The following is a 22,657-nucleotide window of genomic DNA, read 5'->3' as shown; positions in this document are numbered from 1 at the left end:
GCGTCATGTGCGCCTGGTCGGCATAGCCCGCATCGTGCGCCAGGCCGGTGAGCGAGGGCGCTCGCCCCGCCTGCACCAGCGCCATGGCGCGCTGAAAGCGCAGAATGCCCGCCAGGCTGCGCAGCGGCAGGCCCACGGTGGCCAGCATGTCGCGGCGCAGGGTGCGCTCGGACACGGCCAGGGCGCTGCACATCGCCTGCAGGGGGGCGCCAGGGTGCATGCGCCACCAGCGCAGGGCTTGCAGTGCACGGGCCTGGGCCGGCCCGGGCGGCCCCGCGCGCTGCGACAGGCGGTGTGCCGCCTGCACCAGGGCGGCCTGCAGGCCAGGGGTGTCGGTGGCGGCCAGCAAGGCAGACGCCAGATCGTTGCCCAGGGCGCGCTCTACCGCCGCGCCGGTCAGTACCTGGTTGAGCAAGCCGGCCGGATCCAATGCCAGGCAGGCGCCGCCCCAGCCGAGCCGGAAGCGCACGCCCGCGCTCCAGACCGGGGCGCGGTGGGCCACGGTGCCAGGGCGGTCAGCCGGGCCGGCAATGGCCAGGCGGACGGTGGCGATGCGACCGCTGCCATCCAGCACGGCATGGGCCACCAGGTCCATGCGCCCATCGGGCAGCACAGTCTGGCGGCGGGGAGCGGCGGGACGGTAGCACCATAGCGCCTCGACCCGCTCGGGGTCCAGCGAGCCCAGATGCAACTCTTCGTACGGCAGGGGTTCCTGCGGCGGGCGTTGCATGGTTGGCGTCGGATGCTCGCTGGCCGACGGCGGGGCGGCTTACATGCCCAGCGACTTGAGCAGCTCGTCCGTGGCGGAATCACCGCTGTCGCCCGCCGGTGCGGGGGTCGGGGCGGTCGCGTTTTGCGTGCCCTGGGCGTTCTGGGACATCAGTGCATCGGCGTCGGGCGTGTCCTGTGCCTCGAAGTCCACCATCTTGATGAACTCGGTGCGGTCGATGGCCAGCTCCAGGTAGAAGATGTTGTTGCTGGCGGTGTAGAAGGTCACGCGCCGGGCCTCGGGCTTGTCCAGGTTGGCGTCCACGCTGAGCATCACCTGCTTGTTGAGCACCAGCATCTTGGGCTGGTTCTGGGTGATGTGGGTCTGCAGCTCGCGCCGCACCTTGCCGGTGAAGTCGCCCACCACCTGGTTCATGAGCTCGCCCATCACGTTGCTCACTTCGTCCGAGGTGTAGGAGGTGACCAGGTCGTCCTTGGACATACCCATGTTCAGCAGGTAGCTCGAATACAGCTCCATGGCCGCCTGGGCCGAGAAATTGATGATCACCAGCCCCGAGAAGCCGCCGTCGAACAGCACGAAGCAGCCGATGTCGGGTTTCAGGCAGGTCTTGCTGATGCGCTGCACCATGCCCGAGTAGTGGATCTGGCTGTGGGTGGCGACATTGAGCACGCGGGTGACCGAGTTGCACAGGCTGATCAACAGGTCTTCGGTGCCGTAGATGACGGAGGTTTCGGTGTGGCTCATGGTGTTCGCTCGGGTGCGCTCGGGAAAATGGGGCTGTACGGAGCATAGGCGAAGCGGCCGCACCCGGCCAGAGTGCTTTCCAGGCGCTGTGGCGCCGCTGTATGCTGCGGGTTGACAATCAAGCGGCATGGCGTATCGTGCCAGCCATTCAAAGGGGAGGATTCCAATGGGCGCTGTGTATACCTATGGGCTGGACGATCTGGAGGCCATCGCAGCGGGTGCTGCAATTCTTGCAAGTGGCGGCGGAGGCAGTTACGGCGACGCCTGCACCATCCTCGGGCAGCTTGCGCAGCAAGGCACTTTTACGCCGGTGACCGTCAAGGACTACGATGGCGCCACCCCTGCCTGCGTGCTGGCCATCATGGGCTCGCCCGATGCCGCCGACGGGCTGACCCTCACTGCCATCCAGAACTCCATCACCAACACCTCGCAGGTGTTCGAACAGGCCACCGGCTGGCCGCTGGGCTGCGTGATTCCGGTCGAAATCGGCCCCATCAACTCGCTGGTGCCCCTGATCGGGGCCGGAATGTCCCGCGGCACGATCTACGTGGTCAATGGCGACGGTGCAGGCCGCGCGGTACCCGAGCTGCCGCAGACCACCTTCACGGGCAGCGCGCAACTGGCTCCCTGCCCCTGCGCGCTGGCCAGCGACGCCCCCCCTTCGCCGCTGGTCGAATCGGCCGTGCTGGGTGCGCCCACGGCGGACAAGGTGGAAACGCTGGCGGGCGGGGTGGTCGGCGGTTTTGGCGGGTACTCGGGCATCGCCATGTGGCCATCCAACAAGGGCAATGGCTATGCGCTGTCGGGCAACTACATTCCCGGCACGCTGGAGCAGGCGCGCCAGCTGGGGCTTTCGCTGCTGAAGGCGCAGACGCCGCCTTCCACGGCGGCCGTGGCCGCCAACATCACCCAGCTGACCGGGCGCGCGGCCCAGGCGGTGCTGACCAATTTCTACATCACGGCGGTCACGCAATCCACCTCCAGCACTTCCTCGCTGGACTCAGGGGTCATTCGCCTGGACAATGCCCAGGATCCCAGCCAGAGCACGGCAACACACTACCTGTACAACCTCAACGAGAACCTGATCATGTACAGCACGGCGAGCATCTCGCCCGACATCATCGCGCCCGACTCGATCTGCTACTACTCCGAAAGCACGGGCCGGGGCTTCTCCAACGCCAGCGACGACCTGGCGGTCTACTTCAATGCCGCCACCGGCCAGAGCACGGGCAAGCAGGTCAGCGTGATCCAGGTGGCCACGGCACCCCAGCTGTACAGCACGCCGGGCGTGGTGGCATCGTTCGCAGCGCTGCTGCGCAACATCGGCTACGCAGGCGCGATGCCTTCGGCCTGAACCGGCTGGCCGCCATGGGTGAAGCAGACCTGAACCGGGAGCGGCTGGAGCTGGCCCTGGAAGCGGCCGGCCTGGACCTGTGGGAGAACGATCTGGTCACCGGCAACGTGACCCGCAAGGCCACCAAGACCTTCCTGGAGCTGGGCTTCACCGAGGAGGAGATCGTCTCGGGCCTGCAGGACGTCTACGGCCTGTTCCACCCCGATGACCTGGGGACGGTGCAGCAAGCCGTGTCCGACCACATGTCGGGCATCACGCCGCAGTACCGCTGCGAGTTCAGGTTGCGCGCCAAGAGCGGCGAATGGGTCTGGTATGCCAACTACGGCCGCATCATGGACGGCCATACCGATACCCCGGGCAAGCGCCTGATCGGAGTGACCTTCAACATCGACGACCGCAAGCGCAAGGAAGACGAGATCGCACAGATCAACCGCCAGTTGCGCGAGCAGAACGCGCTGCTGCAGCAGCTCAACACGGCGCTGGAACAATTGGCTGCCTGCGATGCGCTCACCGGCCTGTCCAACCGGCGCACGCTGATGGACCTGGGCGCCCGCGAGTGCCAACGCACCGCGCAGCTGGGCCAGCCGCTGTCGCTGATGGTGGTGGATATCGACCATTTCAAGGCCGTCAACGACGCCTGGGGCCATCTGGCGGGTGACCGGGTGATCTGCGCGGTGGCCCAGGCCTGTCTGGCGCGCTCGCGCATGGCGGTGGACATCGTGGCCCGCTACGGGGGCGAAGAGTTCGTCATCGTGCTGCCGGGCATCGATGCCCCCGGTGCTCTGCGCCTGGCCGAGCTGCTGCGCCAGGGCGTATCGGACCACAACGTGCCCGTGGATGCGGAGGGCGCCTGCGTCACCGTCACGGTGAGCATCGGCTTGGCCACCCTGTACGCCGAGCCCGGCGCGGGCTTCGAGGAGCTGGTCAACACCGCCGACAAGGCGCTCTACCGGGCCAAGCAGGCGGGCCGCAACAACGTACAGGTGGCCGCACCGTCGCCCCCAGCCCGCGCCGACATGCTCATCGTGCTCGATCCCGAACCCGAACCCGATCCAGACCCCGCCCAGGGCCGGGCGCTAGCCAGCTAGCCCACCTTGCCGCCAGCGGCCTGGTGGATCGCTGCGCGGATGCGCGGATAGGTGCCGCAGCGGCAGGCATTGCCCGACATGGCCGTGTCGATGTCCGCATCCGTGGGGCGCGCGGTCTTGCCCAGCAGCGCGCAGGCCGACATGAGCTGGCCGCTCTGGCAGTAGCCGCACTGGGCCACATCCAGCGCAATCCAGGCGTTGCGCAGGGCCTCGGCCTGGGGGCCGACCAGGCCTTCGATGGTGGTCACGTCGGCCTCGCCCACCGCCGACAGCGGTGTGACGCAGGCGCGCGTGGGCTCGCCGTTCAGGTGCACGGTGCAGGCGCCGCACAGCGCCATGCCGCAGCCGAATTTGGTGCCGTTCATGTGCAGCTCGCCGCGCAGCACCCACAGCAGGGGCGTATCGGGCTCGGCGTTGACGGCGACGGCCTTGCCGTTGATGCGAAGGGTGGTGGGCATGGATGGGGCTCCTGTAGGGGTCAGGCCAGGCGCAGCGGCAGGCTGCGCAGGCGCTGGCCGTTCAGCGCGAAGAGGGCGTTGGCCACGGCGGGGGCGATGGGCGGCACGCCCGGCTCGCCCACGCCCTCGGGCGGCTCGGCGCTCTGCACGATATGCACCTCGATGCGCGGGCACTCGGCCATGCGCAGCAGGGGGTAGTCGTGGAAGTTGGCCTGCTGCACCTGGCCCTTGTCCACGGTGATCTCGCCATGCAGCGCAGCCGTGAGGCCGAAGACCACGGCGCTCTCCATCTGCTGGGTGATGAGGTTGGGGTTGATGGCCGCGCCGCAGTCGATCACGCAGACCACGCGGTGCACGCGGATGGCCTTGCTGTCCGCCGCCACCGACACCTCGGCCACCTGCGCCACGATGGAGCCGAAGGACTGGTGCAGCGCAATGCCCCGTGCGCGTTTCGCGCCCGATGCATCGGCTGCCAGCGGCTGGCCCCAGCCCGCCAGCTCGGCCGCCTTCTTCAGCACATGCAGGTGGCGCGGGTGCTTTTGCAGCAGGCTGGCGCGAAAGGCCACCGGGTCCTGCCTGGCTGCAGCGGCCGCCTCGTCCATGAAGCTTTCCTTGAAGAAGGCCTGGTGCGAATGCCCGACCGAGCGCCAGAAGCCCACCGGCAGCGGCAGCGCGATGATCTCGTGGGCAATGCGTGCGTTGGGCCACTCGTAGGGCTGATCGAAGGCGCCTTCCGAGGTGGTCTTGTCCGGCCCGGCCCCGGGCAGGCCGAAGATGCGGCCGAGCACCTGCGGCACGATGGCCTGGCCCACCGAGAGGTTGTCCCAGGCTACCAGCCGGCCCTCGCCATCAAAGCCGGCCTTGAAGCGAGCCATGCATGCGGGGCGGTAGAAGTCGTGCTGCGTGTCCTGCTCGCGCGTCCACAGCGTCTGCACCGGCGCGCCACCGGCCTCGCGCGCAATGGCGGCGGCCTGGGCCACATAGTCCACCTCCAGCCGCCGGCCGAAGCCGCCGCCCAGCAGCAACTGCTGCACGTCCACCTTGTCCTCGGCAATGCCCAGCACCTTGGCCGCAGCCGTGCGCGCCAGGTCGGGTACCTGGGTGGAGGTCCACACCGTCGCCGCTCCGTCCCTGAACTGCACCGTGCAGTTGATGGGCTCCAGTGCCGCATGGGCCAGGTAGGGCGCGCGGTAGTCGGCCGTGAGGGTGCGCGCAGCACCCTGCATGGCCACCTCGGCATCGCCGCTCTGGTGGTAGCCAAAGCCCCTGGCCTGGTCCAGCGCCTGGGCCAGTTGCGTGTACACCGCCGCGCTCGACAGGGCGGCCGCCGGGCCGTGGTCCCATTCCACCGTGACGGCGGCCACGGCCTTGCGCGCATGCCAGGGCGTGTCGGCGATCACGGCCACGGCGCCGGTGCCGCCGTTCAGGGCGTCCATGGCCAGCACCTTCTTCACGCCGGGCAGCTTCTCGGCGGCCGCGCCGTCCATGCGCGCCACCTTGCCGCCGCGCGTGGGGCACATCACCACGGCGGCATGCAGCAGACCGGGCGGATTCGCGTCGATGCCGAACACGGCGCTGCCATCAAGCTTGCCGCGCGCCTCGATGCGCGTGAGCGGCTTGCCGATGAGGCGGAACTGCGCCGGCTCCTTGAGCGCCACCTTGCCCGGCAGCGGTTGCTGGGCGGCCAGGGCCGCCAGCTCGCCGAAGCTGGCGCGCTGGCCCGCGGCATGCTCGACCACGCCGGCCTGCACACTGCACTCGGTGGCCTGCACGTTCCACTGCGCGGCCGCCGCGCGCACCAGCATGGCCCGGGCGCTGGCGCCGGCCTCGCGCATGGGCCGCCACAGGTCCTTGATGCTGGACGAGCCGCCGGTCATCATCACGCCCACCTCGCGCATGGTCTTGGCGGTGAGCCAGCCGGCCACGGCCTTCATGGAGCCATCGTTGTCGGGGTGGAAGGGCAGGCCATCGACCACCGTGGCCAGGTTGTTGTAGATGTCGTCGATGGGCGCCATCTCCAGCCGAACCTGGGCCCAGTCGGCATCGAGCTCCTCGGCCAGGATGGCGGCCAGCCCGGTGTGTGTGCCCTGGCCCATCTCGGCCTTGGCCATCATGATCGTGACGGTGTTGTCGGCACCGATCTTGAGCCAGCCGTTGAGCGCTGCCTGGCCGCCCGCCGTGGGCAGGGGCGCGCCCGTGCGCAGGCGCTGGCGCGGGGGCAGCGCGCCCCAGCCGATCACCAGCGCGCCGGCCGTGGCGGCGCCTCCCCAGAGCACTGTGCGTCGTTTCACCATGGTTGTTGCCTGCCTCTCGTCGGAGCGATGGGTAGGGGGCCATCGTATACCGGCAGGGGTCCCGGCGCGACGCGCCCAGGCGACACAAGGGTCCGATTCAGCGCGCAGGCAGTGCCGCAAAGGCCGGCAACCGCTCCGCCTGCTCGGCATAGGCCGTCAGCGCCGGGTAGCCAGCCGCCGCCACGGTGTCGGGCACCATCATCTGCATGAAACCCCAGGCCACGGCGCTGGTGAGGCCCGCGTCGCCGATTTCCTGCGCGGGCGCGGGCAGGGGCTCGCGCGCCAGTTCTGCCTCCAGCAGCGCGCAAGCGGCCAGCAACTGGCCGGTCACGCGCTGCAGCCAGGGCGTGTGCAGCTTCTCGGCGGGCCGCAGCTGGTGCTCGTAGACGATCTGCACCGCCTTTTCGCATGCGGCCAGTGCCAGGCCTGTGAGGTGCAGCGCGCGCCGCAGCGCCGGGCCGCCTGCGGGCTGCAGCCGGTGCAAGGACAGCGTGGCCGCCCACTGCAGTATCAGCGTCGAATCCATGAGCACGCCGCCGTCGTCGCAGACCAGGGTCGGGGCCTTGACCACCGGGTTGATGCTGCCGAACGCATCGAAGGTGCTGAACACCGACAGCGGCAGGTGCGTGAACGGCACATCGAGCACCGTGAGCGCGATGGCGACGCGGCGGACATAAGGCGAATCGAGCATTCCAACCAACTGCAGCATGGGTTTGTTTCCTGAAAAGACCGTGAACACGCTCCAGACGATAGCCCCCCACGCGCTGCACGGGAAGGGCAGGGCATCGGAACAATGGGCACCAAACCGATGGATGATCGGCCCCGGCGCAACCCCTTTTCCACACGCAGCACCATGCAACTCGACAAGAAAGACTGGCTCATCCTCGAAGCCCTGCAGACCGACGCCCGCCAGAGCCTGGCCGCCCTGGGCAAGCGCATCGGCCTGTCGCAACCGGCCATGAGCGAGCGCGTGCGCAAGCTCGAAGACGCCGGTGTGATCGAGGGCTACGGCGCCCGGGTCAACCTGCGAGCCATCGGCGTGCGTCTGCAGGCCCTCATCCGCATACAGACCACGCATGCCGGCATCGCGCCCTACGTGAAGCTGTTCGAGGCCATGCCCGAGGTGCTCGAAGCCGACCGCGTGACCGGCGAGGACTGCTTCATCGTGCGCTGCGCCATCGCCGAGCCCGAGGACCTGCAGCGCGTGGTCGATGCGCTGGCCCGGCACGGCGGCGTGACCACCTCGCTGGTGCTGTCCAGCCCGGTGCGCAAGACCACCACCGTGCATGCGCTCAAGCGGCCGGCGCGCTGAGCGGGCGGTGGCGTATGCCGAGGAGACGGTCTTTGCTCTGCTTTTAGTAGCTGAAAGCGACCTGGCAGCTTAGGTGAAGTGGCGATTTTTGCCCCGTTTGTAACTGGCCGTGTACGCCACCCGGCGTATTTCCCATCCGGGGGCCTGTCTCCAGAATCCATTCCATCGACCGATCCATCAGCCCCACAGGGCCATCGGGCGAAGCGGTTTGAACCCCTCTACTGGAGAAGCACACATGCAACGTCGTTATTCCCTCAAGGCCCTCGCGGCCGTCGCTGCGCTCGCTGGCCTGTCTGCCCTGCCAGCCCATGCCCAGGACACCATCAAGGTCGGCATTCTGCACAGCCTGTCGGGCACCATGGCCATCTCGGAAACCGTGCTCAAGGACACCGTGCTGATGGCCATCGACGAGATCAACGCCAAGGGCGGCGTGCTCGGCAAGAAGCTCGAACCCGTGATCGTCGACCCGGCCTCCAACTGGCCCCTGTTCGCCGAAAAGACCAAGCAGCTGCTCGGCCAGGACAAGGTCTCGGTCATCTTCGGCTGCTGGACCTCGGTGAGCCGCAAGTCCGTGCTGCCCGTGGTCGAGGAAATGAACGGCCTGTTGTTCTACCCCGTGCAGTACGAGGGTGAAGAGCTCTCCAAGAACGTGTTCTACACCGGCGCCGCGCCCAACCAGCAGGCCATCCCCGCAGTGGACTACCTGATGAGCAAGGACGGCGGCAGCGCCAAGCGCTGGGTGCTGCTGGGCACCGACTACGTGTACCCCCGCACCACCAACAAGATCCTGCGCGCCTACCTCAAGTCCAAGGGCGTGAAGGACAGCGACATCGACGAGAAGTACACCCCCTTCGGCCACGCCGATTACCAGACTATCGTCGCCGACATCAAGAAGTTCAGCCAGGGCGGCAAGACGGCCGTGGTCTCCACCATCAACGGTGACTCCAACGTGCCCTTCTACAAGGAACTGGGCAACGCCGGCCTGAAGGCCAAGGACGTGCCTGTGGTCGCTTTCTCGGTGGGCGAGGAAGAACTGCGCGGCGTGGACACCAAGCCGCTGGTGGGCCACCTGGCCGCCTGGAACTACTTCCAGTCCATCAAGAGCCCGGCCAACACCGAGTTCATCAAGAAGTGGGGCGACTACGCCAAGGCCAAGGGCATCGCCGGCCACAAGGACAAGCCGCTCACCAACGACCCGATGGAAGCCACCTACATCGGCATCAACATGTGGAAGCAGGCTGTCGAAAAGGCCAAGAGCACCGATGTCGACAAGGTCATCGCCGCCATGGCCGGCCAGACCTTCAAGGCACCGTCGGGCATCGTCTCCAAGATGGACGAAAAGAACCACCACCTGCACAAGAGCGTGTTCATCGGCGAGATCAAGGCCGACGGCCAGTTCAACGTGGTGTGGAAGACGCCTGGCCCGGTCAAGGCCAAGCCATGGAGCCCCTACATCGAAGGCAACGACAAGAAGCCTGACGAACCTGCCAAGAAGTAACGGCATCGCCCAAGGCGGACAGGCGCCTTGCAAGGGGAGGGGCGCTGCCGTGCCCCTCCCTTTTTTCTTTCCGGGCGCGCCCCGCCTCGCGGGGTGCCTCCACAGGCATTGACTGACGCACTATGTTCAGATTTCTTTCGATGGCATGGCTGTGCCTGCTGGCGTGGGCCGGCCCCGCGCAGGCACTCACGGCCGAGCAGGCGCTGGCCATGGCCGCCGGCGACACCGACGACCGCGTGGCCGCCGTGCAGCAGGCCATCGTGCAGCCCGACGAGCGCATCGCCGCCTTCCTCAAGGCCTTGGCCGATGACGAGGTGAAAGTCGTCGGCGCGGGCAAGGCCGCCATCATCGTGCGTGATGGCAAGGGCATCGACCCCGCCACCGGCACCGACATGCCCGTGCCCGACGACGCCGAAGACGTCATCAACAACAACCGTATGCGCGGTGAGATCGACACCGCCATGGCCGGCTTGGCCCTGTTCGGCAAGGACGACGCCAAGCGCCTGGCTGCTGCCAAGGCCCTTACCCGCGAGCCCGACGCTGGCCGCCTGCCGCTGCTGGACAAGGCCCTGGCGCAAGAGACGCAGCCTGCCATCAAGGCCCAGCTGGAACTGGCCCGCTCCGCCACCCTGCTGGGCAGCGAAGACGCCGCCCAGCGCATCGCCGCCGCGCAGGCCCTGTCGCTGAGCGCCACGCCCGACACGCGCCTCTTGCTCAACGAGCGCGTCACGGTGGAAGAGGACGCCAAGGTCAAGGCTGCGCTGCAGGCCGCCCTGAAAGCCATCGACGGCGAACTGGCCTGGGGCGAGCGCCTGGGCGCTGCGTTCTCGGGCATCAGCCTGGGGTCCATCTTGCTGCTGGTGGCGCTGGGCCTGGCCATCACCTACGGCCTGATGGGCGTGATCAACATGGCCCACGGCGAGCTGATGATGATCGGTGCCTACGCCACCTATGTTGTGCAGGGCCTGTTCCAGAAGTACCTGCCCGGCGCCTTCGACTGGTACCTGGTGGCCGCGGTGCCGCTGGCCTTCGGTGCCTCGGCCCTGGTGGGCGCGGTGCTCGAACGCAGCGTGCTGCGCTTTTTGTACGGCCGCCCGCTGGAGACGCTGCTGGCCACCTGGGGCATCAGCCTGGTGCTGATGCAGCTGGTGCGCACGATCTTCGGCGCGCAGAACGTGGGCGTGGAAAACCCCGCCTGGATGAGCGGTGGCGTACAGGTGCTCTCCAACCTCACCTTGCCCTACAACCGCCTCGTGATCATCGGCTTTGCCATCGCCGTGCTGCTGTCCATGGGCTGGCTCATCGGGCGCACGCGCCTGGGCCTGTTCGTGCGTGGCGTCACGCAGAACCGGCCCATCGCCTCTTGCATGGGCGTGAACACCGCGCGCGTGGACACCATGGCCTTCGCGTTGGGCTCGGGCATCGCCGGCCTGGCCGGCTGTGCCTTGAGCCAGGTGGGCAACGTCGGCCCCGACCTGGGCCAGAGCTACATCGTTGACGCCTTCATGGTCGTGGTGCTGGGCGGCGTGGGCCAACTGGCCGGCACCGTGTACGCGGCGCTGGGCCTGGGCGTGCTCAACAAGTTCCTCGAAGGCTGGGCCGGCGCCGTGCTGGCCAAGATCGCCGTGCTCGTGTTCATCATCATCTTCATCCAGAAGCGACCGCAGGGCATCTTCGCGGTGAAGGGCCGCACCGCCGACTGAGCGGGCAAGCAATACCATGACCACCTCAACGCCTTCTCTACAATTCCCCGCACCAGCCCCGCTGCTCACGCGCACCGGCTGGTCGGCCTTCATCGTCGCGCTCATCGTGGTGTGCGCCCTGGCGCCGCTGCTCAACCTGGTGGTGCCCGCCGGCAGCGTGTTCCACATGAGCGACTACGCCGTGGCGTTGCTCGGCAAGATCATGTGCTACGCCATCTGCGCGCTGGCCATGGACCTGATCTGGGGCTACACCGGCATCCTGAGCCTGGGCCATGGCCTGTTCTTTGCGCTCGGCGGCTACGTGATGGGCATGTACCTCATGCGCCAGATCGGCCGCGACGGCAACTACAAGAGCGAGCTGCCCGATTTCATGGTCTTCCTCGACTGGAAAGAGCTGCCCTGGCACTGGATGCTGTCCGACAGCTTCGTGGCTACGCTCATCCTGGTGGTGGCCGTGCCCGGCCTGGTGGCCTTCGTGTTCGGCTACTTCGCCTTCCGCTCGCGCATCAAGGGCGTGTACTTTTCCATCATCACCCAGGCCATGACGTATGCGGCCATGCTGCTGTTCTTTCGCAACGAGACGGGTTTTGGCGGCAACAACGGGTTCACCGACTTCAAGCGCATTTTGGGCCAGCCCATCGCCACGCAGAACATGCGCATGCTGCTGTTCGTGCTCACGGGGCTCACCTTGCTCGGGTTCTTCCTCATGGCGCGCTGGCTGGTGCGCAGCAAGTTCGGTCGCGTGCTGCAGGCCGTGCGCGACGCCGAGACGCGCGTCATGTTCTCGGGCTACTCGCCGCTGCCCTACAAGCTCACCATCTGGACCATCAGCGCCATGATGTGCGGCGTGGCCGGCGCGCTGTATGTGCCCCAGGTCGGCATCATCAACCCCGGTGAGATGAGCGCCGCCAACTCCATCGAGATCGCGGTGTGGGCCGCCGTGGGTGGCCGCGCCACGCTGATCGGCCCCATCGTCGGCGCCTTCATCGTCAACGGCGCCAAGAGCTGGCTCACCGTCACGGCGCCGGAGTTCTGGCTGTACTTCCTCGGTGCCCTGTTCATCGCGGTCACGCTGTTCCTGCCCAATGGCGTGGTGGGGCTGGTGAAGAAATTCGGTTTCGGCAGCAAGAAGAACAACGACGACAAGAAAGGAGGCACGCAATGACCCCGGACCTGATGGAAGAGGGCGCGCGCCGCATTGCTGCCAAGGCCGCCCCGGTGGCCTCCGGCCAGACCGAATCGGGCGGCCGCGCCGCCGGCTTCTCGCGCATCGCCACGCCCGGCGAGGTGGACGTCACGCACGGCCGCATTTTGTACCTCGAAGACGTGAACGTGAGCTTCGACGGCTTCAAGGCCATCAACAACCTGAGCCTCGACATCGCCCCCGGCGAGCTGCGCTGCATCATCGGCCCCAACGGCGCCGGCAAGACGACGATGATGGACATCATCACCGGCAAGACCCGGCCCGACAGCGGCACGGTGTACTTCGGCAGCACCATCGACCTGCTGCGCCACAACGAGCCCGAGATCGCCAGCCTGGGGATAGGCCGCAAGTTCCAGAAGCCCACGGTGTTCGAACAGCTCACCGTGTTCGAGAACCTCGAACTGGCGCTCAAGACCCACAAGGGCGTGTCGTCGAGCCTGTTCTTCAAGCTCGACTCCGCCCAGTCGGACCGCCTGGCCGAGATCCTGCACACGATTCACCTGGCGGGCAGCGTGGCGCGCATGGCTGGGAATTTGAGCCACGGGCAAAAGCAGTGGCTGGAGATCGGCATGCTGCTGATGCAGGACCCGAAGTTGTTGCTGCTCGACGAACCGGTTGCGGGGATGACGGATGACGAGACGGCGCGCACGGCCGAGTTGTTCCTGACCCTGAAGGGCAAGCACTCTCTGATGGTGGTGGAGCATGACATGGGGTTCATTCGCACTATTTCTGAGATCGTTACGGTCTTGTGCGATGGGTCTGTGTTGGCGCAGGGGACGCTGGACCAGGTGCAGGCGGATGAGCGGGTGATTGAGGTTTATCTGGGGCGGTGATGGGTTCGTCTGTGCTTCCTGTTGTGGCCGCATGCTTTTTCCAAGGGCGGAGGCCGGGTCTCGGCCCGGCGGCCGAGGTACCTTTCTTTGCTTCGCCAAAGAAAGGTACCCCAAAGAAAGGCGACCCCGCTGCCCGTGTCCCCACTCGCCTGGCGGCGAGTGGGGCAGCCTGCGATGCTCGGTCCTGGGGTGGCGCCGAAGAACTCCCTGCGCTGCCTCTGCGAGGCAGCTCCGGTCAAACAGCTTCGGCGAGCCAGACAACGATGCGCGTGTCCTTCGGCACGCGCTCACCCCAGGCCCTGCGCTTCTCGGCACGGTCAGAAGGGGGTGGGAGCGGGCTCCATACGGGCCATTGCTTCGCTCGGCCCAACCTGCCTCGCTGCACTCGGCCTGGGCAGAGCGATCGCACTCACATCGTCGGCAGCGCGCAGCGCGTAACCGACACCCGGCGCAGCTGCGCAAGCAGCAGCCGTGCGGTACCCGCTCCCCACCCCTGCTGGCTGCGCCGAGAAGCGCAGGAGCTGGGGTGGGCGTGTGTGCCGAAGGACACACACGTTTCGTCATCTGGCTTGCCGCAGCTGTTTGAGCGGAGTTCGAAGAACGCAGCGAGTTCTGCGACGCCCACCCCAGATCCGAGCATCGCAGGTTGCCCGCAGCGAAGCGGAGGGACGCAGACTGGGGGTCGCCTTCTCTTTGGTGACTTTCTCTTGGCGACGCAAGAGAAAGTTACTGCGCCGCGGGGCGCACACCCCGGCTCCCGCCCTTTGAGCAGATAGCCGAAGCAACCACCACCTCGAACCGCAAAGCAACCCTGTCCCGGCGCACCAGACATAGGCCAACCAACATGCTCACCGTCCAAAACATCAACCAGTACTACGGCGGCTCCCACATCCTGCGCGACGTGAGCCTCACTGCCGAACCCGGCAAGGTCACCGTCCTGCTCGGCCGCAACGGCGTCGGCAAGACCACCCTGCTCAAAAGCCTCATGGGCCTCGTCCCCATCAAGAGCGGCGCCATCAGCTTCGATGGCAAACCCATCGACAAGGCCACCCCCTACGACCGCGCCCGCGCCGGCATCGGCTTCGTGCCGCAGGGCCGCGAGATCTTCGGCCGCCTCACGGTGGAAGAGAACCTGCGCATGGGCCTGGCCTACAAGAGCGGCTCCACCCCCGTGCCGCCGCACCTGTACGAGCTGTTCCCGGTGCTCAAGCAGATGCTGCGCCGCCGTGGCGGTGACCTCTCGGGCGGGCAGCAGCAGCAACTGGCCATTGCGCGCGCACTCGCGCCCGGGCCGCGCCTGTTGATCCTGGACGAACCCACCGAAGGCATCCAGCCGAGCATCATCAAGGACATTGGCCGCGTCATCCGCATGCTCGCCGACAAGGGCGAGATGGCCATCCTGCTGTGCGAGCAGTACTACGACTTCGCGCAGGAGCTGGCCGACCAGTACCTTGTGATGGAGCGCGGTGAGGTCATCGCGCGCGGGCCGGGCAGCGAGATGGAAGCCAAGGGCATCCGCAACCTGGTGGCCATTTGATCAGGCTGCGGTCGTGCAGGCCACATCCCCCCGGTGCCGCCAGCGCGCAACGCCCTCGATCACCAGCACCGTGCACACCATCCAGGTGCCGCCCAGCAGCCAGCCGGCCAGCACGTCGCTGGCGTAGTGCACCTGCAGCACCATGCGGCTCCAGCCGGTGGTGAAGACCAGCATGCCTGCCAGCACCACACAGGGCACATGCCAGCGCGGCGGCAGCAGGCGCGTGGCAAGGTAGGCCAGCAGGGTGTAGGCCACCATCGAGGCGCTGCTGTGCCCGCTGGGAAAGCTGTAGCCATCGGCCTGCGCCACGCCATGGTGCAGGTGCTCGGGCCGGGCGCGTTCAAAAATGCTTTTCAAAATGCGCGTCAGCGCCCCGTTGCCTGCCAGGGCCGCCAGCCAGCCGGTGGACAGCAGCCGGTGGCCGCGCCACCACAGGCCGGCCGCCACCAGGGCCGTGAGCGTCGTGAGCACGGCGGTGTCGCCCAGGTGGGTGAGGGTGGCAAAGAAACGCAGCACCCCGGTGGCGGCATGCAGGCGCAGGGCGTTGGCAATGGCGTCGTCCACCGCGCCCCAGTCGCCGTCTTGCTCGCTGCCGCTTTCGGCCAGCTCGGCGATCACGCTGCCGGCCAGCACCATGGCACAGGCGGCGCCCACCATGCCCGCCAGCAGGGCCCAGCGCGGGTCGATGGCCATGGGCAGCGTGCGCTGCAGCAGCGGGCCGCAGCGCTGGCGCACGGTGCGCAGGCCCCACAGGGCCAGGGGCCCGGCCAGGCTGGCCAGCACCAGGCCGGCCAGCCACCAACCCAGAGGGTGGTTGGAGATCAGGGTGCCGATGGCGGTGGCTTGCATGGGATCGGCTGGCAACAGCAGCAGTTGTAGGTGGGGAGTCGGGTCGATGCTGCCTGTTGTACCGCAGCGCGCATCACCCCTTCGCGCCGGGCGTGAATGTAGGACAAGGCGCCGACAGCTTCACAGCGCCGTGGCTGACAGTGGCGCGCCGGTGGCCAGGGCACCATGGGTGCAGCGGCGCCATGCCGTCTTATCGGAGCCCGCCTTTCATCCATGACCACTGCCCCTCGCCCCCCTGCCGTCCACCCCCATGGGCGCATCCACCTCGTGGTGCCCAAGCGCCCGGGTGCTGATTTGGACCTGGTCCGCGCCAAGCTCGAAGGGGCCTTTGCCGCCCATGCGCATGACGTGGTGTGGCATGTGCCTGACGAGCGTGGCGACATCGTCGACCTGGCCTACAAGGCCGTGCGCGATGCGCAGGCCGATGGCGGGCTGGTCGTGGCTGCCGGGGGCGACGGCACCATAAACGCAGTAGCTGCGGCGGCCCTGCGCGAGGCTGTGCCCATGGGCGTGATACCCATGGGCACGTTCAACTACTTCAGCCGCGAGCATGGCCTGGCGCTCGACCCCGAGGTGGCCGTGCAGGACATGCTGCACGCCATGGAGCGCAGCGACATGCGCCCCGTGCAGGTCGGCTTCGTCAACGAGCGCATGTTCGTGGTGAACGCCGCCGTGGGCCTGTACCCGCGCCTGCTGGCCGAGCGCGAGATGGCCTCCAAGCGCTTTGGCCGCTCGCGCATGGTGGCCATCCTGTCCGCAGTGTGGAGCATGTTCCGCCCCGCCGGCGGGCGGCGCTGGCGCGTGATCATGCGCACGCACGAAGGTGCCCAGGCCCAGCAGGAGGAGCACCTGGTCACCACCCTGTTCGTCGGCAACAACCCGCTCCAACTGGACCGAATGGGGCTGGAGCAAGCCCAATCCGTGGCCGATGGCGGGCAGCTCGGCGTCGTGCTGCTGCAACCGCAGGACCGCTGGGCCGTGGCCCGCACGGTATGGCACGCGGCCACCGGCCAGCTGGCGCGCGACAACGCCGTGACCAGCATCGCCTGCGCCGAGATGACGGTGGCCCCCGCCAGCTGGCGCCCCGCGCAGGTGAAGGTGGCGTTTGACGGCGAGCGCGAATGGATGGCGCCGCCGCTGCGCTTTCGGGTACACGACCAACCCCTGTGGCTGGTCACGCGCACCACGCTCGACCGGGATGGCGCCGCCGCTGCGCAGCATGAGCAGGTGGCCGTCGAACCCGCTGCTCCCGCTGTCGTCCCTCTGCCTGCGCTGGGTGCAGCAGCAGCCGTGGCGGCTTCCTGATCTTCTGCAGCGCCTGTACCCTACGCCCCATGTCCGTTCTGATGCACCTGTCCGACCTGCACTTCGGCGCGCACGAGCCCGTCGTCTGCCGGGCGGTGCAGGCCCTGGCGCGCCAGCTCGGGGTGTCGGTGGTGGTGGTCTCGGGCGACGTCACGCAGCGCGCCACCGCCCCCCAGTTCGCGCAGGCGGCCAGCTTCATCCGTGGGCTCGATGCCGGCGCCACGGTGGTGCTGCCCGGCAACCATGATTTGCCGCTGTTCGCATGGTGGCTGCGCTGGGGCCGGGCCTACAAGCGCTTCGAGCACGAGTTCGGCAAGGACCTGGAGCCCGTGCGGCACCTGGGCCGCTTCTTCATCGTCGGCGTGAACACCACCCGGCCCTGGCGGCATGAGCGCGGCAGCCTCTCCAGCGCGCAGATCGCGCGGGTCGAGAAACAGCTGGCCGAAGCCTACGAAGAGCCCTGGCGCATCGTCGTCGCCCACCACCCGCTCACCGCGCGCAATGCGCAGGACAAGGAACACCGGCCTGCGCGCGCCGAAGAGGCCCTGCTGCGCTGGCGCGACGCCGGTGCACAGATGCTGCTGTCCGGCCACGCCCACGCCGCCGGCCTGCTGCAGCCGCTGCCCGGCCTGTGGGTCAGCCAGGCCGGCACGGCCGTATCGCACCGCCTGCGCCATGGCTACCCCAACAGCCTGGTCATCCTGAGCTACGAGGCCGACGCGCACGACTCCGACAAGGTGCTGCGCTGGGCTGCGCGCTGGGACTACGACCCCGCGCGCGCTGCCTTCCACTGTGTGCAGCGCCAGTGGGTGGATGACCCGACAGGGGCTTTGGCAGTTTGAATGCCCGCACAGTGCGCACGCGCACGAGCTGCTGTGCTGCTGTGCCAGGCCCGCCGCGCCCACTCGCTGGTTGTTTTTCCTGGTCGTTTTCCCGCGGGCGGCTTGACCGATGGCCCGGCGCGCCCCTATTCTGGCTGGCGGGTGCCTCCATGGCCCCGGCCCTTCTCATTGGAACCCTTGCGCTTGCCGCCCATGCACAAAGAATTCAACCACGATGCCCTGCGCCGCCTGCAGGCGCTGATTGCCCGCGAAACCGGCGCCACGCTGAGTGAGTCGGCCACGGCCGAGATGGCCGCCATCCTGCGCGGCAGCGAGGGGCCCGATGGCGTGCTCAATGAAGGCCTGTCGGTGGCTCCGCGCGAGGTCACCATCCTGCTGGCCGACCTGCGCGGCTTCACGGCGCTGTCGGCATCGCTGCCTGCGGGCGTGGTGATCCCTGCGCTCAACCGGTGCCTCGCCATGCTCAGCGAGGTGGTCTTCAAGCATGGCGGCGCCATCGACAAGTTCATGGGCGACTCCATCATGGTGCTCTTCGGCGCACCCGTGGCGCGCGAGGATGATGTGGACCGCGCCCTGATGTGCGCGGTAGAGATGCAGATGGCCATGCGCGACCTGAACCTGGCCCACATGCGCGAACGCCTGCCCGAAGTCTTCCTGGGCATCGGCGTGAACACCGGCACGGTGATGGCCGGGCGCTTCGGGTCGGATGTGTACTCCGAATACACCGTCATCGGCGAAGAGGTCAACCTCGCTTCGCGCATCGAGGCCTTCAGCCTGCGCGGGCAGGTGCTCATCAGCGAGGCCACCTACCAGCGCTGCTGGGGGCTGGTGTCGGCGTCGGCCCCCATGCAGGTCTACGTCAAGGGGCGCCAGCAGCCTGTGGGCCTGCGCGAGCTGGTGGCCATCCCCTCGCGCAAGCTCAAGGTGCCGCGGCAGGAGTTTCGCCGCAGCCACCGCGTGGACACGCGCCTGCCCTGCCTGTGCCAGCGCATCCAGGACAAGATCATCGTGCCGCAGATCGTGCACGCGGCCATCCGCGACATTGGCTACCACGGTCTGCTGGTCGAGATGACCGAAGAGCTGGCCCTGCACAGCGAGCTCAAGCTCGAATTCGATTTGACCCTGGTCGAATACCACGCCACCGACGTCTACGCCCGCGTCATCACCTTGAAGCCCGAAGGTGGCCAGTGGCTGGCGGGCCTGGAGTTCACCTCCATCAGCCCCGAGTGCCATGCCAAGGTGCAGATGTTCGTGCAGCTGCTGGTGGCTGCGCGGTAGGCCTTCAGCAGCCGAGCTGCGTGGCCAGGTCGGTGAGGCGCGTGCTGTGCAAGTCGTTCCCGGCCTGCGCCGAAACATCCTTGGGGTGCGCCGCCCCAAACTCCAGCGGCCGCTCCACATAAATGGTGCGCAGCCCACAGCCGCGTGCCGCCGCCAGGTCGTCGTGGTGCGCCGCCACCAGCGCCACCTGGGCGGGCTCCAGGTCAAAGGTGCGCGCCACGCCCAGGTAGGTGTCGGGGCTGGGCTTGTAAGCGCGGAACACCTCGGCGCTCAAAATGCAATCCCACGGCAGGCCCGCGCGCTTGGCCATGTTGGTCAGCAGGCCGATATTGCCGTTCGACAGCGTGGTGATGGTGAACTTCGTCTTCAGCCGCGTGAGCCCGGCCACGCTGTCGGCCCAGGGGTCCAGCCGGTGCCACACGCGGTTCAGGTGCCAGCGCTCGGCCTCGGTCAGGTGGGTCAGGCCAAAGCGCGGCAGCATCTCGTCCAGAATCATGCGGTGCAGCTCGTCGATGCGCGTCCAGCCCAGCTCGCCGCGCATAACCCGCGCCATGGCCGGCTGGTAGCCGCTGCGCCAGGCAATGGCAAAGGCATCGCCGTCGATGGCCGGGTACAGCGCCTGCATCTCGCGCACGATGCTGCCGTGCCAGTCCACCACGGTGCCAAAGATGTCGAAGGCCAGCACCTTCACCGTGCTGGCAAGTTCGTCTGCGGTGCTCTGGGGTGCGGTCATTCGCTGGCCTTGGTTGGGAACGAAGGTCCCAGCGTAGCAGTCTTGCCGCCAAGGCCCGCTACCAGCGCATTTCTCCCGTCCGTGCTATGGTTACAGGATTCGGGTTTACCCCCGTAACTCCGTTTCTTCCCCACCCCGTGCTTCTTCTGCGCCGCCTGCCAATTGCCGGTGCGGCGTAGCCCTGTTGCCGTTGCTGCTGCCGCCATGACCGCGCCCCTGTCGCCCTCCACGTCGCCCATCGCTCACACCCCCACCGACGACCGCACCCTGGTGCGCGCCGTGCTGGCCCTGGGGGTGGGCGGCTTTTCCATCGGCACGGGTGAATTCGTCATCATGGGCCTGCTGCCCGAGGTGGCGCGCGACATCAACGTGAGCATTCCGCAGGCCGGCCACGTCATCAGCGCCTATGCGCTGGGCGTGGTGGTGGGCGCGCCCGTGCTGGCCGTGCTGTGTGCCAACTGGGGCCGGCGCGCGCTGCTCATGGCATTGATGGTGGTGTACGCGCTGGGCAACTTCGCATCGGCCCTGGCACCGGGCTATGGCTCGCTCAGCGCCATGCGCCTGTTCACCGGCCTGCCACACGGCACCTACTTCGGCGTGGCGGCCCTGGTGGCCGCCGCGCTGGCACCCCCGGGGCGCCGTGCGCGCGCCGTGGGCTGGGTCATGCTGGGGCTGACCACCGCCACGCTGGTGGGCGTGCCCATTGCCGCCGCGCTGGGCGAGCATTTCGGCTGGCGAGCGGCCTTCGTCTTCGTAGGCCTGATCGCCATGGCCGCCGTGGTCATGGTGCGCCTGTGGGTGCCCGAGATGCCCGCATCGCACGGTGCCAGCCCCCTGCGCGAACTGGGCGCCCTGGCGCGCAAGCAGGTGTGGTTCACCCTGGGCATCGGCGCCATCGGCTTTGGCGGCATGTTCGCCGTGTTCAGCTACATCAAGCCCACCCTGCTCGAGGTGGCCGGCATGCCGCCCGCGCTGATGCCCTTCGTGCTCGCGCTGTTCGGCCTGGGCATGGTGGTGGGCAACATCGTCGGCTCGCGCATGGCCGACAAGGCCCTCATGCCCACCGTGGGCAAGGTGCTGCTGTGGTCCATCGTGGTGCTGGCGCTGTCCGTGCCTGCGGCCCACCACCCCGTCACGGCTGCGCTCTCCACCTTTTTCCTGGGCACGCTGGTCGCCATCGGGCCCGCACTGCAGATCCGCCTGATGGACGTGGCCGGCCACGCGCAGACCCTGGCCGCCGCGCTCAACCACTCGGCCTTCAACGCCGCCAACGCGCTCGGTGCGTGGCTGGGCGGCATGTCCATCGCAGCCGGCCTGGGGTGGACCTCCACCGGCTGGGTCGGCGTGGTGCTGGGCATCTGCGGCGTGGGCATCTTCGCGTGGTCCATGTCGAGCGAAAAGGCCACCACACGCGCTAGCGCGGGCCTCAAAGCCTGAGCGTAGCAGCGGCGCTACAGCGCCGCCATCGGCAGAATGGCCACCGCGTTCTGCGTTACAGTGAACGCGGGCCAACCCCATTGTTGGCCACGTCGCTCGGACGGTTCCGGGCGCTTACGTGAAAGTTCACCAGCATGTCTGCTTCTCAGGGCAAGCGCCGCTTTGCGCGCATCGATCGCCTACCCCCCTACGTCTTCAACATCACGGCCGAGCTGAAACTGGCCGCCCGCCGCCGTGGCGAAGACATCATCGACATGAGCATGGGCAACCCCGATGGCGCCACCCCGCCGCACATCGTGGCCAAGCTCACCGAGGTGGCCCAGCGGCCCGACACCCACGGCTACTCCGCCAGCAAGGGCATCCCCCGCCTGCGCCGCGCCATCAGCCACTGGTACAAAGACCGCTACGCAGTCGACATCGACCCCGACACCGAGGCCATCGTCACCATCGGCTCCAAGGAAGGGCTGGCCCACCTGATGCTGGCCACGCTGGACCGCGGCGACACCGTGCTCGTGCCCGACCCGAGCTACCCCATCCACATCTACGGTGCCGTCATCGCCGGGGCCGACATTCGCAGCGTGCCCGTGGCACCCGACGTCGACTTCTTTGCCGAGCTCGAAAAAGCCATCCGCGGCAGCTACCCCAAGCCCAAGATGATGATCTTCGGCTTCCCGAGCAACCCCACCGCGCAGTGCGTGGAGCTGTCGTTCTTCGAGCGCGTGATCGCTCTGGCCAAGAAGCACGACATCCTGGTGGTGCACGACCTGGCCTACGCCGACATCGTCTACGACGGCTACCGCGCCCCCAGCATCATGGAAGTGCCCGGCGCCAAGGACGTGGCCGTGGAGTTCTTCACCCTCTCCAAAAGCTACAACATGGCCGGCTGGCGCGTGGGCTTCATGGTCGGCAACCCCGACCTCGTGGCCGCACTTGCCCGCATCAAAAGCTACCACGACTACGGCACCTTCACCCCCCTGCAGGTCGCGGCCATCGCCGCGCTCGAGGGCGACCAGCAGTGCGTGAAAGACATCGCCGCCCAGTACCAGCGCCGCCGCGACGTGCTGTACAAGGGCCTCACGGAATCCGGCTGGGCCGTGGATTGTCCCAAGGCCAGCATGTACATCTGGGCCCGCCTTCCCGAGCCCTACCGCGCCCTGGGCTCCCTCGAATTCGCCCGCCAGCTGCTCGACAAGGCCAAGGTCTGCGTCTCGCCTGGCATCGGTTTTGGGGACCAGGGGGATGAATACGTGCGCTTCGCCCTGATCGAGAACGAGGCCCGTATCCGCCAAGCCGTGCGCGGGATTCGGGCGATGTTCAAGGCCGATGGGTTGTTGAAGGTGCCTGCGGTGGCGGCGACGACGGCTTGATGCTGCAGTGACGGCCGCCTGATCGGAGTTGGCAGCGCGCGGGCGGAAGGGGATGGGCGGTAACCAGGTCGTCCGCTCCTCCTGCGCCGCA

19 protein-coding genes and 1 pseudogene are annotated in these 22,657 nt (G+C 67.9%); 13 read left to right on the top strand and 7 right to left on the bottom strand.

Going from position 1 to position 22,657, the window contains the following annotated elements:
- Positions 1-28: 28 nt before the first annotated feature.
- Positions 29-730: pseudogene (locus ACSQ9E_RS23170) on the bottom strand (DUF6597 domain-containing transcriptional factor); the annotation flags it as partial.
- A gap of 39 nt (positions 731-769) precedes the next feature.
- A complete protein-coding gene (locus ACSQ9E_RS23165) occupies positions 770-1,474 on the bottom strand; it encodes a DUF3334 family protein (RefSeq protein ID WP_057201492.1) in 705 nt (234 codons plus the stop codon).
- Positions 1,475-1,640: 166 nt separating this feature from the next.
- Between ACSQ9E_RS23165 and ACSQ9E_RS23160 the strand changes: the two genes are divergently transcribed.
- Together ACSQ9E_RS23160 and ACSQ9E_RS23155 are read left to right on the top strand one after the other, a co-directional pair.
- A complete protein-coding gene (locus tag ACSQ9E_RS23160; protein ID WP_436219298.1) occupies positions 1,641-2,828 on the top strand; it encodes an S-methyl thiohydantoin desulfurase domain-containing protein in 1,188 nt (395 codons plus the stop codon).
- Between the two features lie 14 nt (positions 2,829-2,842).
- The gene (locus tag ACSQ9E_RS23155) at positions 2,843-3,916 is read left to right on the top strand and encodes a sensor domain-containing diguanylate cyclase (RefSeq protein WP_057264917.1); all 1,074 of its coding nucleotides are present in this window, start codon (positions 2,843-2,845) and stop codon (positions 3,914-3,916) included.
- Here ACSQ9E_RS23155 and ACSQ9E_RS23150 read toward each other — a convergent pair.
- The 3 genes from ACSQ9E_RS23150 to ACSQ9E_RS23140 form a co-directional block, all read right to left on the bottom strand.
- Entirely contained in the window at positions 3,913-4,374 is a 462-nt protein-coding gene (locus ACSQ9E_RS23150; protein WP_436219297.1) for a (2Fe-2S)-binding protein, read from the bottom strand. The two genes, ACSQ9E_RS23155 and ACSQ9E_RS23150, sit on opposite strands and share 4 nt — an antisense overlap.
- A gap of 20 nt (positions 4,375-4,394) precedes the next feature.
- Entirely contained in the window at positions 4,395-6,668 is a 2,274-nt protein-coding gene (locus ACSQ9E_RS23145; protein ID WP_436219296.1) for a molybdopterin cofactor-binding domain-containing protein, read from the bottom strand.
- A gap of 97 nt (positions 6,669-6,765) precedes the next feature.
- Entirely contained in the window at positions 6,766-7,374 is a 609-nt protein-coding gene (locus ACSQ9E_RS23140; protein ID WP_436220254.1) for a glutathione S-transferase, read from the bottom strand.
- A gap of 147 nt (positions 7,375-7,521) precedes the next feature.
- On the opposite strand from ACSQ9E_RS23140, the gene ACSQ9E_RS23135 reads away from it, so the two are divergent.
- The 6 genes from ACSQ9E_RS23135 (at position 7,522) to urtE (ending at position 14,755) form a co-directional block, all read left to right on the top strand.
- A complete protein-coding gene (locus ACSQ9E_RS23135; protein WP_057201527.1) occupies positions 7,522-7,980 on the top strand; it encodes an Lrp/AsnC family transcriptional regulator in 459 nt (152 codons plus the stop codon).
- A gap of 235 nt (positions 7,981-8,215) precedes the next feature.
- Positions 8,216-9,478 (top strand): urea ABC transporter substrate-binding protein, encoded by a 1,263-nt coding sequence (urtA, locus tag ACSQ9E_RS23130; RefSeq protein WP_057201488.1) that lies wholly within the window; start codon positions 8,216-8,218, stop codon positions 9,476-9,478.
- Positions 9,479-9,600: 122 nt separating this feature from the next.
- Complete coding sequence (urtB, locus tag ACSQ9E_RS23125) at positions 9,601-11,181, top strand: urea ABC transporter permease subunit UrtB (protein WP_436219295.1); 1,581 nt, start codon at positions 9,601-9,603, stop codon at positions 11,179-11,181.
- 16 nt (positions 11,182-11,197) lie between these two features.
- Positions 11,198-12,346 (top strand): urea ABC transporter permease subunit UrtC, encoded by a 1,149-nt coding sequence (urtC, locus tag ACSQ9E_RS23120; RefSeq protein ID WP_436219294.1) that lies wholly within the window; start codon positions 11,198-11,200, stop codon positions 12,344-12,346.
- Entirely contained in the window at positions 12,343-13,218 is an 876-nt protein-coding gene (gene urtD, locus ACSQ9E_RS23115) for an urea ABC transporter ATP-binding protein UrtD (protein ID WP_436219293.1), read from the top strand. Before urtC ends, urtD begins: the two co-directional genes overlap by 4 nt.
- A gap of 844 nt (positions 13,219-14,062) precedes the next feature.
- A complete protein-coding gene (urtE, locus tag ACSQ9E_RS23110; protein ID WP_057201484.1) occupies positions 14,063-14,755 on the top strand; it encodes an urea ABC transporter ATP-binding subunit UrtE in 693 nt (230 codons plus the stop codon).
- Here urtE and ACSQ9E_RS23105 read toward each other — a convergent pair whose 3' ends face one another.
- The gene (locus ACSQ9E_RS23105; protein ID WP_436219292.1) at positions 14,756-15,604 is read right to left on the bottom strand and encodes a phosphatase PAP2 family protein; all 849 of its coding nucleotides are present in this window, start codon (positions 15,602-15,604) and stop codon (positions 14,756-14,758) included.
- Positions 15,605-15,817: 213 nt separating this feature from the next.
- On the opposite strand from ACSQ9E_RS23105, the gene ACSQ9E_RS23100 reads away from it, so the two are divergent.
- The 3 genes from ACSQ9E_RS23100 to ACSQ9E_RS23090 all read left to right on the top strand — a co-directional run bounded on the left by ACSQ9E_RS23100 (position 15,818) and on the right by ACSQ9E_RS23090 (position 19,029).
- Positions 15,818-16,909 (top strand): diacylglycerol/lipid kinase family protein, encoded by a 1,092-nt coding sequence (locus ACSQ9E_RS23100; protein WP_436219291.1) that lies wholly within the window; start codon positions 15,818-15,820, stop codon positions 16,907-16,909.
- A gap of 29 nt (positions 16,910-16,938) precedes the next feature.
- On the top strand, positions 16,939-17,751 hold the full coding sequence (locus ACSQ9E_RS23095; RefSeq protein WP_436219290.1) for a metallophosphoesterase family protein: 813 nt from the start codon (positions 16,939-16,941) through the stop codon (positions 17,749-17,751).
- Between the two features lie 192 nt (positions 17,752-17,943).
- A complete protein-coding gene (locus ACSQ9E_RS23090; RefSeq protein ID WP_428002282.1) occupies positions 17,944-19,029 on the top strand; it encodes an adenylate/guanylate cyclase domain-containing protein in 1,086 nt (361 codons plus the stop codon).
- Between the two features lie 4 nt (positions 19,030-19,033).
- Here the strand turns inward: ACSQ9E_RS23090 and ACSQ9E_RS23085 are convergent, their stop codons facing one another.
- The gene (locus ACSQ9E_RS23085; protein WP_436219289.1) at positions 19,034-19,762 is read right to left on the bottom strand and encodes a haloacid dehalogenase type II; all 729 of its coding nucleotides are present in this window, start codon (positions 19,760-19,762) and stop codon (positions 19,034-19,036) included.
- A 204-nt stretch (positions 19,763-19,966) separates the two neighbouring features.
- Here ACSQ9E_RS23085 and ACSQ9E_RS23080 point away from each other — a divergent pair, with 204 nt between their 5' ends.
- Together ACSQ9E_RS23080 and alaC are read left to right on the top strand one after the other, a co-directional pair.
- Positions 19,967-21,199: an MFS transporter gene (locus ACSQ9E_RS23080; RefSeq protein ID WP_436219288.1), complete on the top strand. Its 1,233-nt coding sequence runs from the start codon at positions 19,967-19,969 to the stop codon at positions 21,197-21,199.
- Positions 21,200-21,333: 134 nt separating this feature from the next.
- A complete protein-coding gene (gene alaC / locus ACSQ9E_RS23075; protein ID WP_436219287.1) occupies positions 21,334-22,566 on the top strand; it encodes an alanine transaminase in 1,233 nt (410 codons plus the stop codon).
- The last annotated feature ends 91 nt before the right edge of the window (positions 22,567-22,657 follow it).

Origin of the sequence: Acidovorax sp. LjRoot118, from assembly GCF_964253575.1 — a bacterium.
Classification (GTDB): Bacteria; Pseudomonadota; Gammaproteobacteria; order Burkholderiales; family Burkholderiaceae_C; genus Acidovorax.
This window is presented reverse-complemented; position numbering and strand designations above follow the sequence as displayed.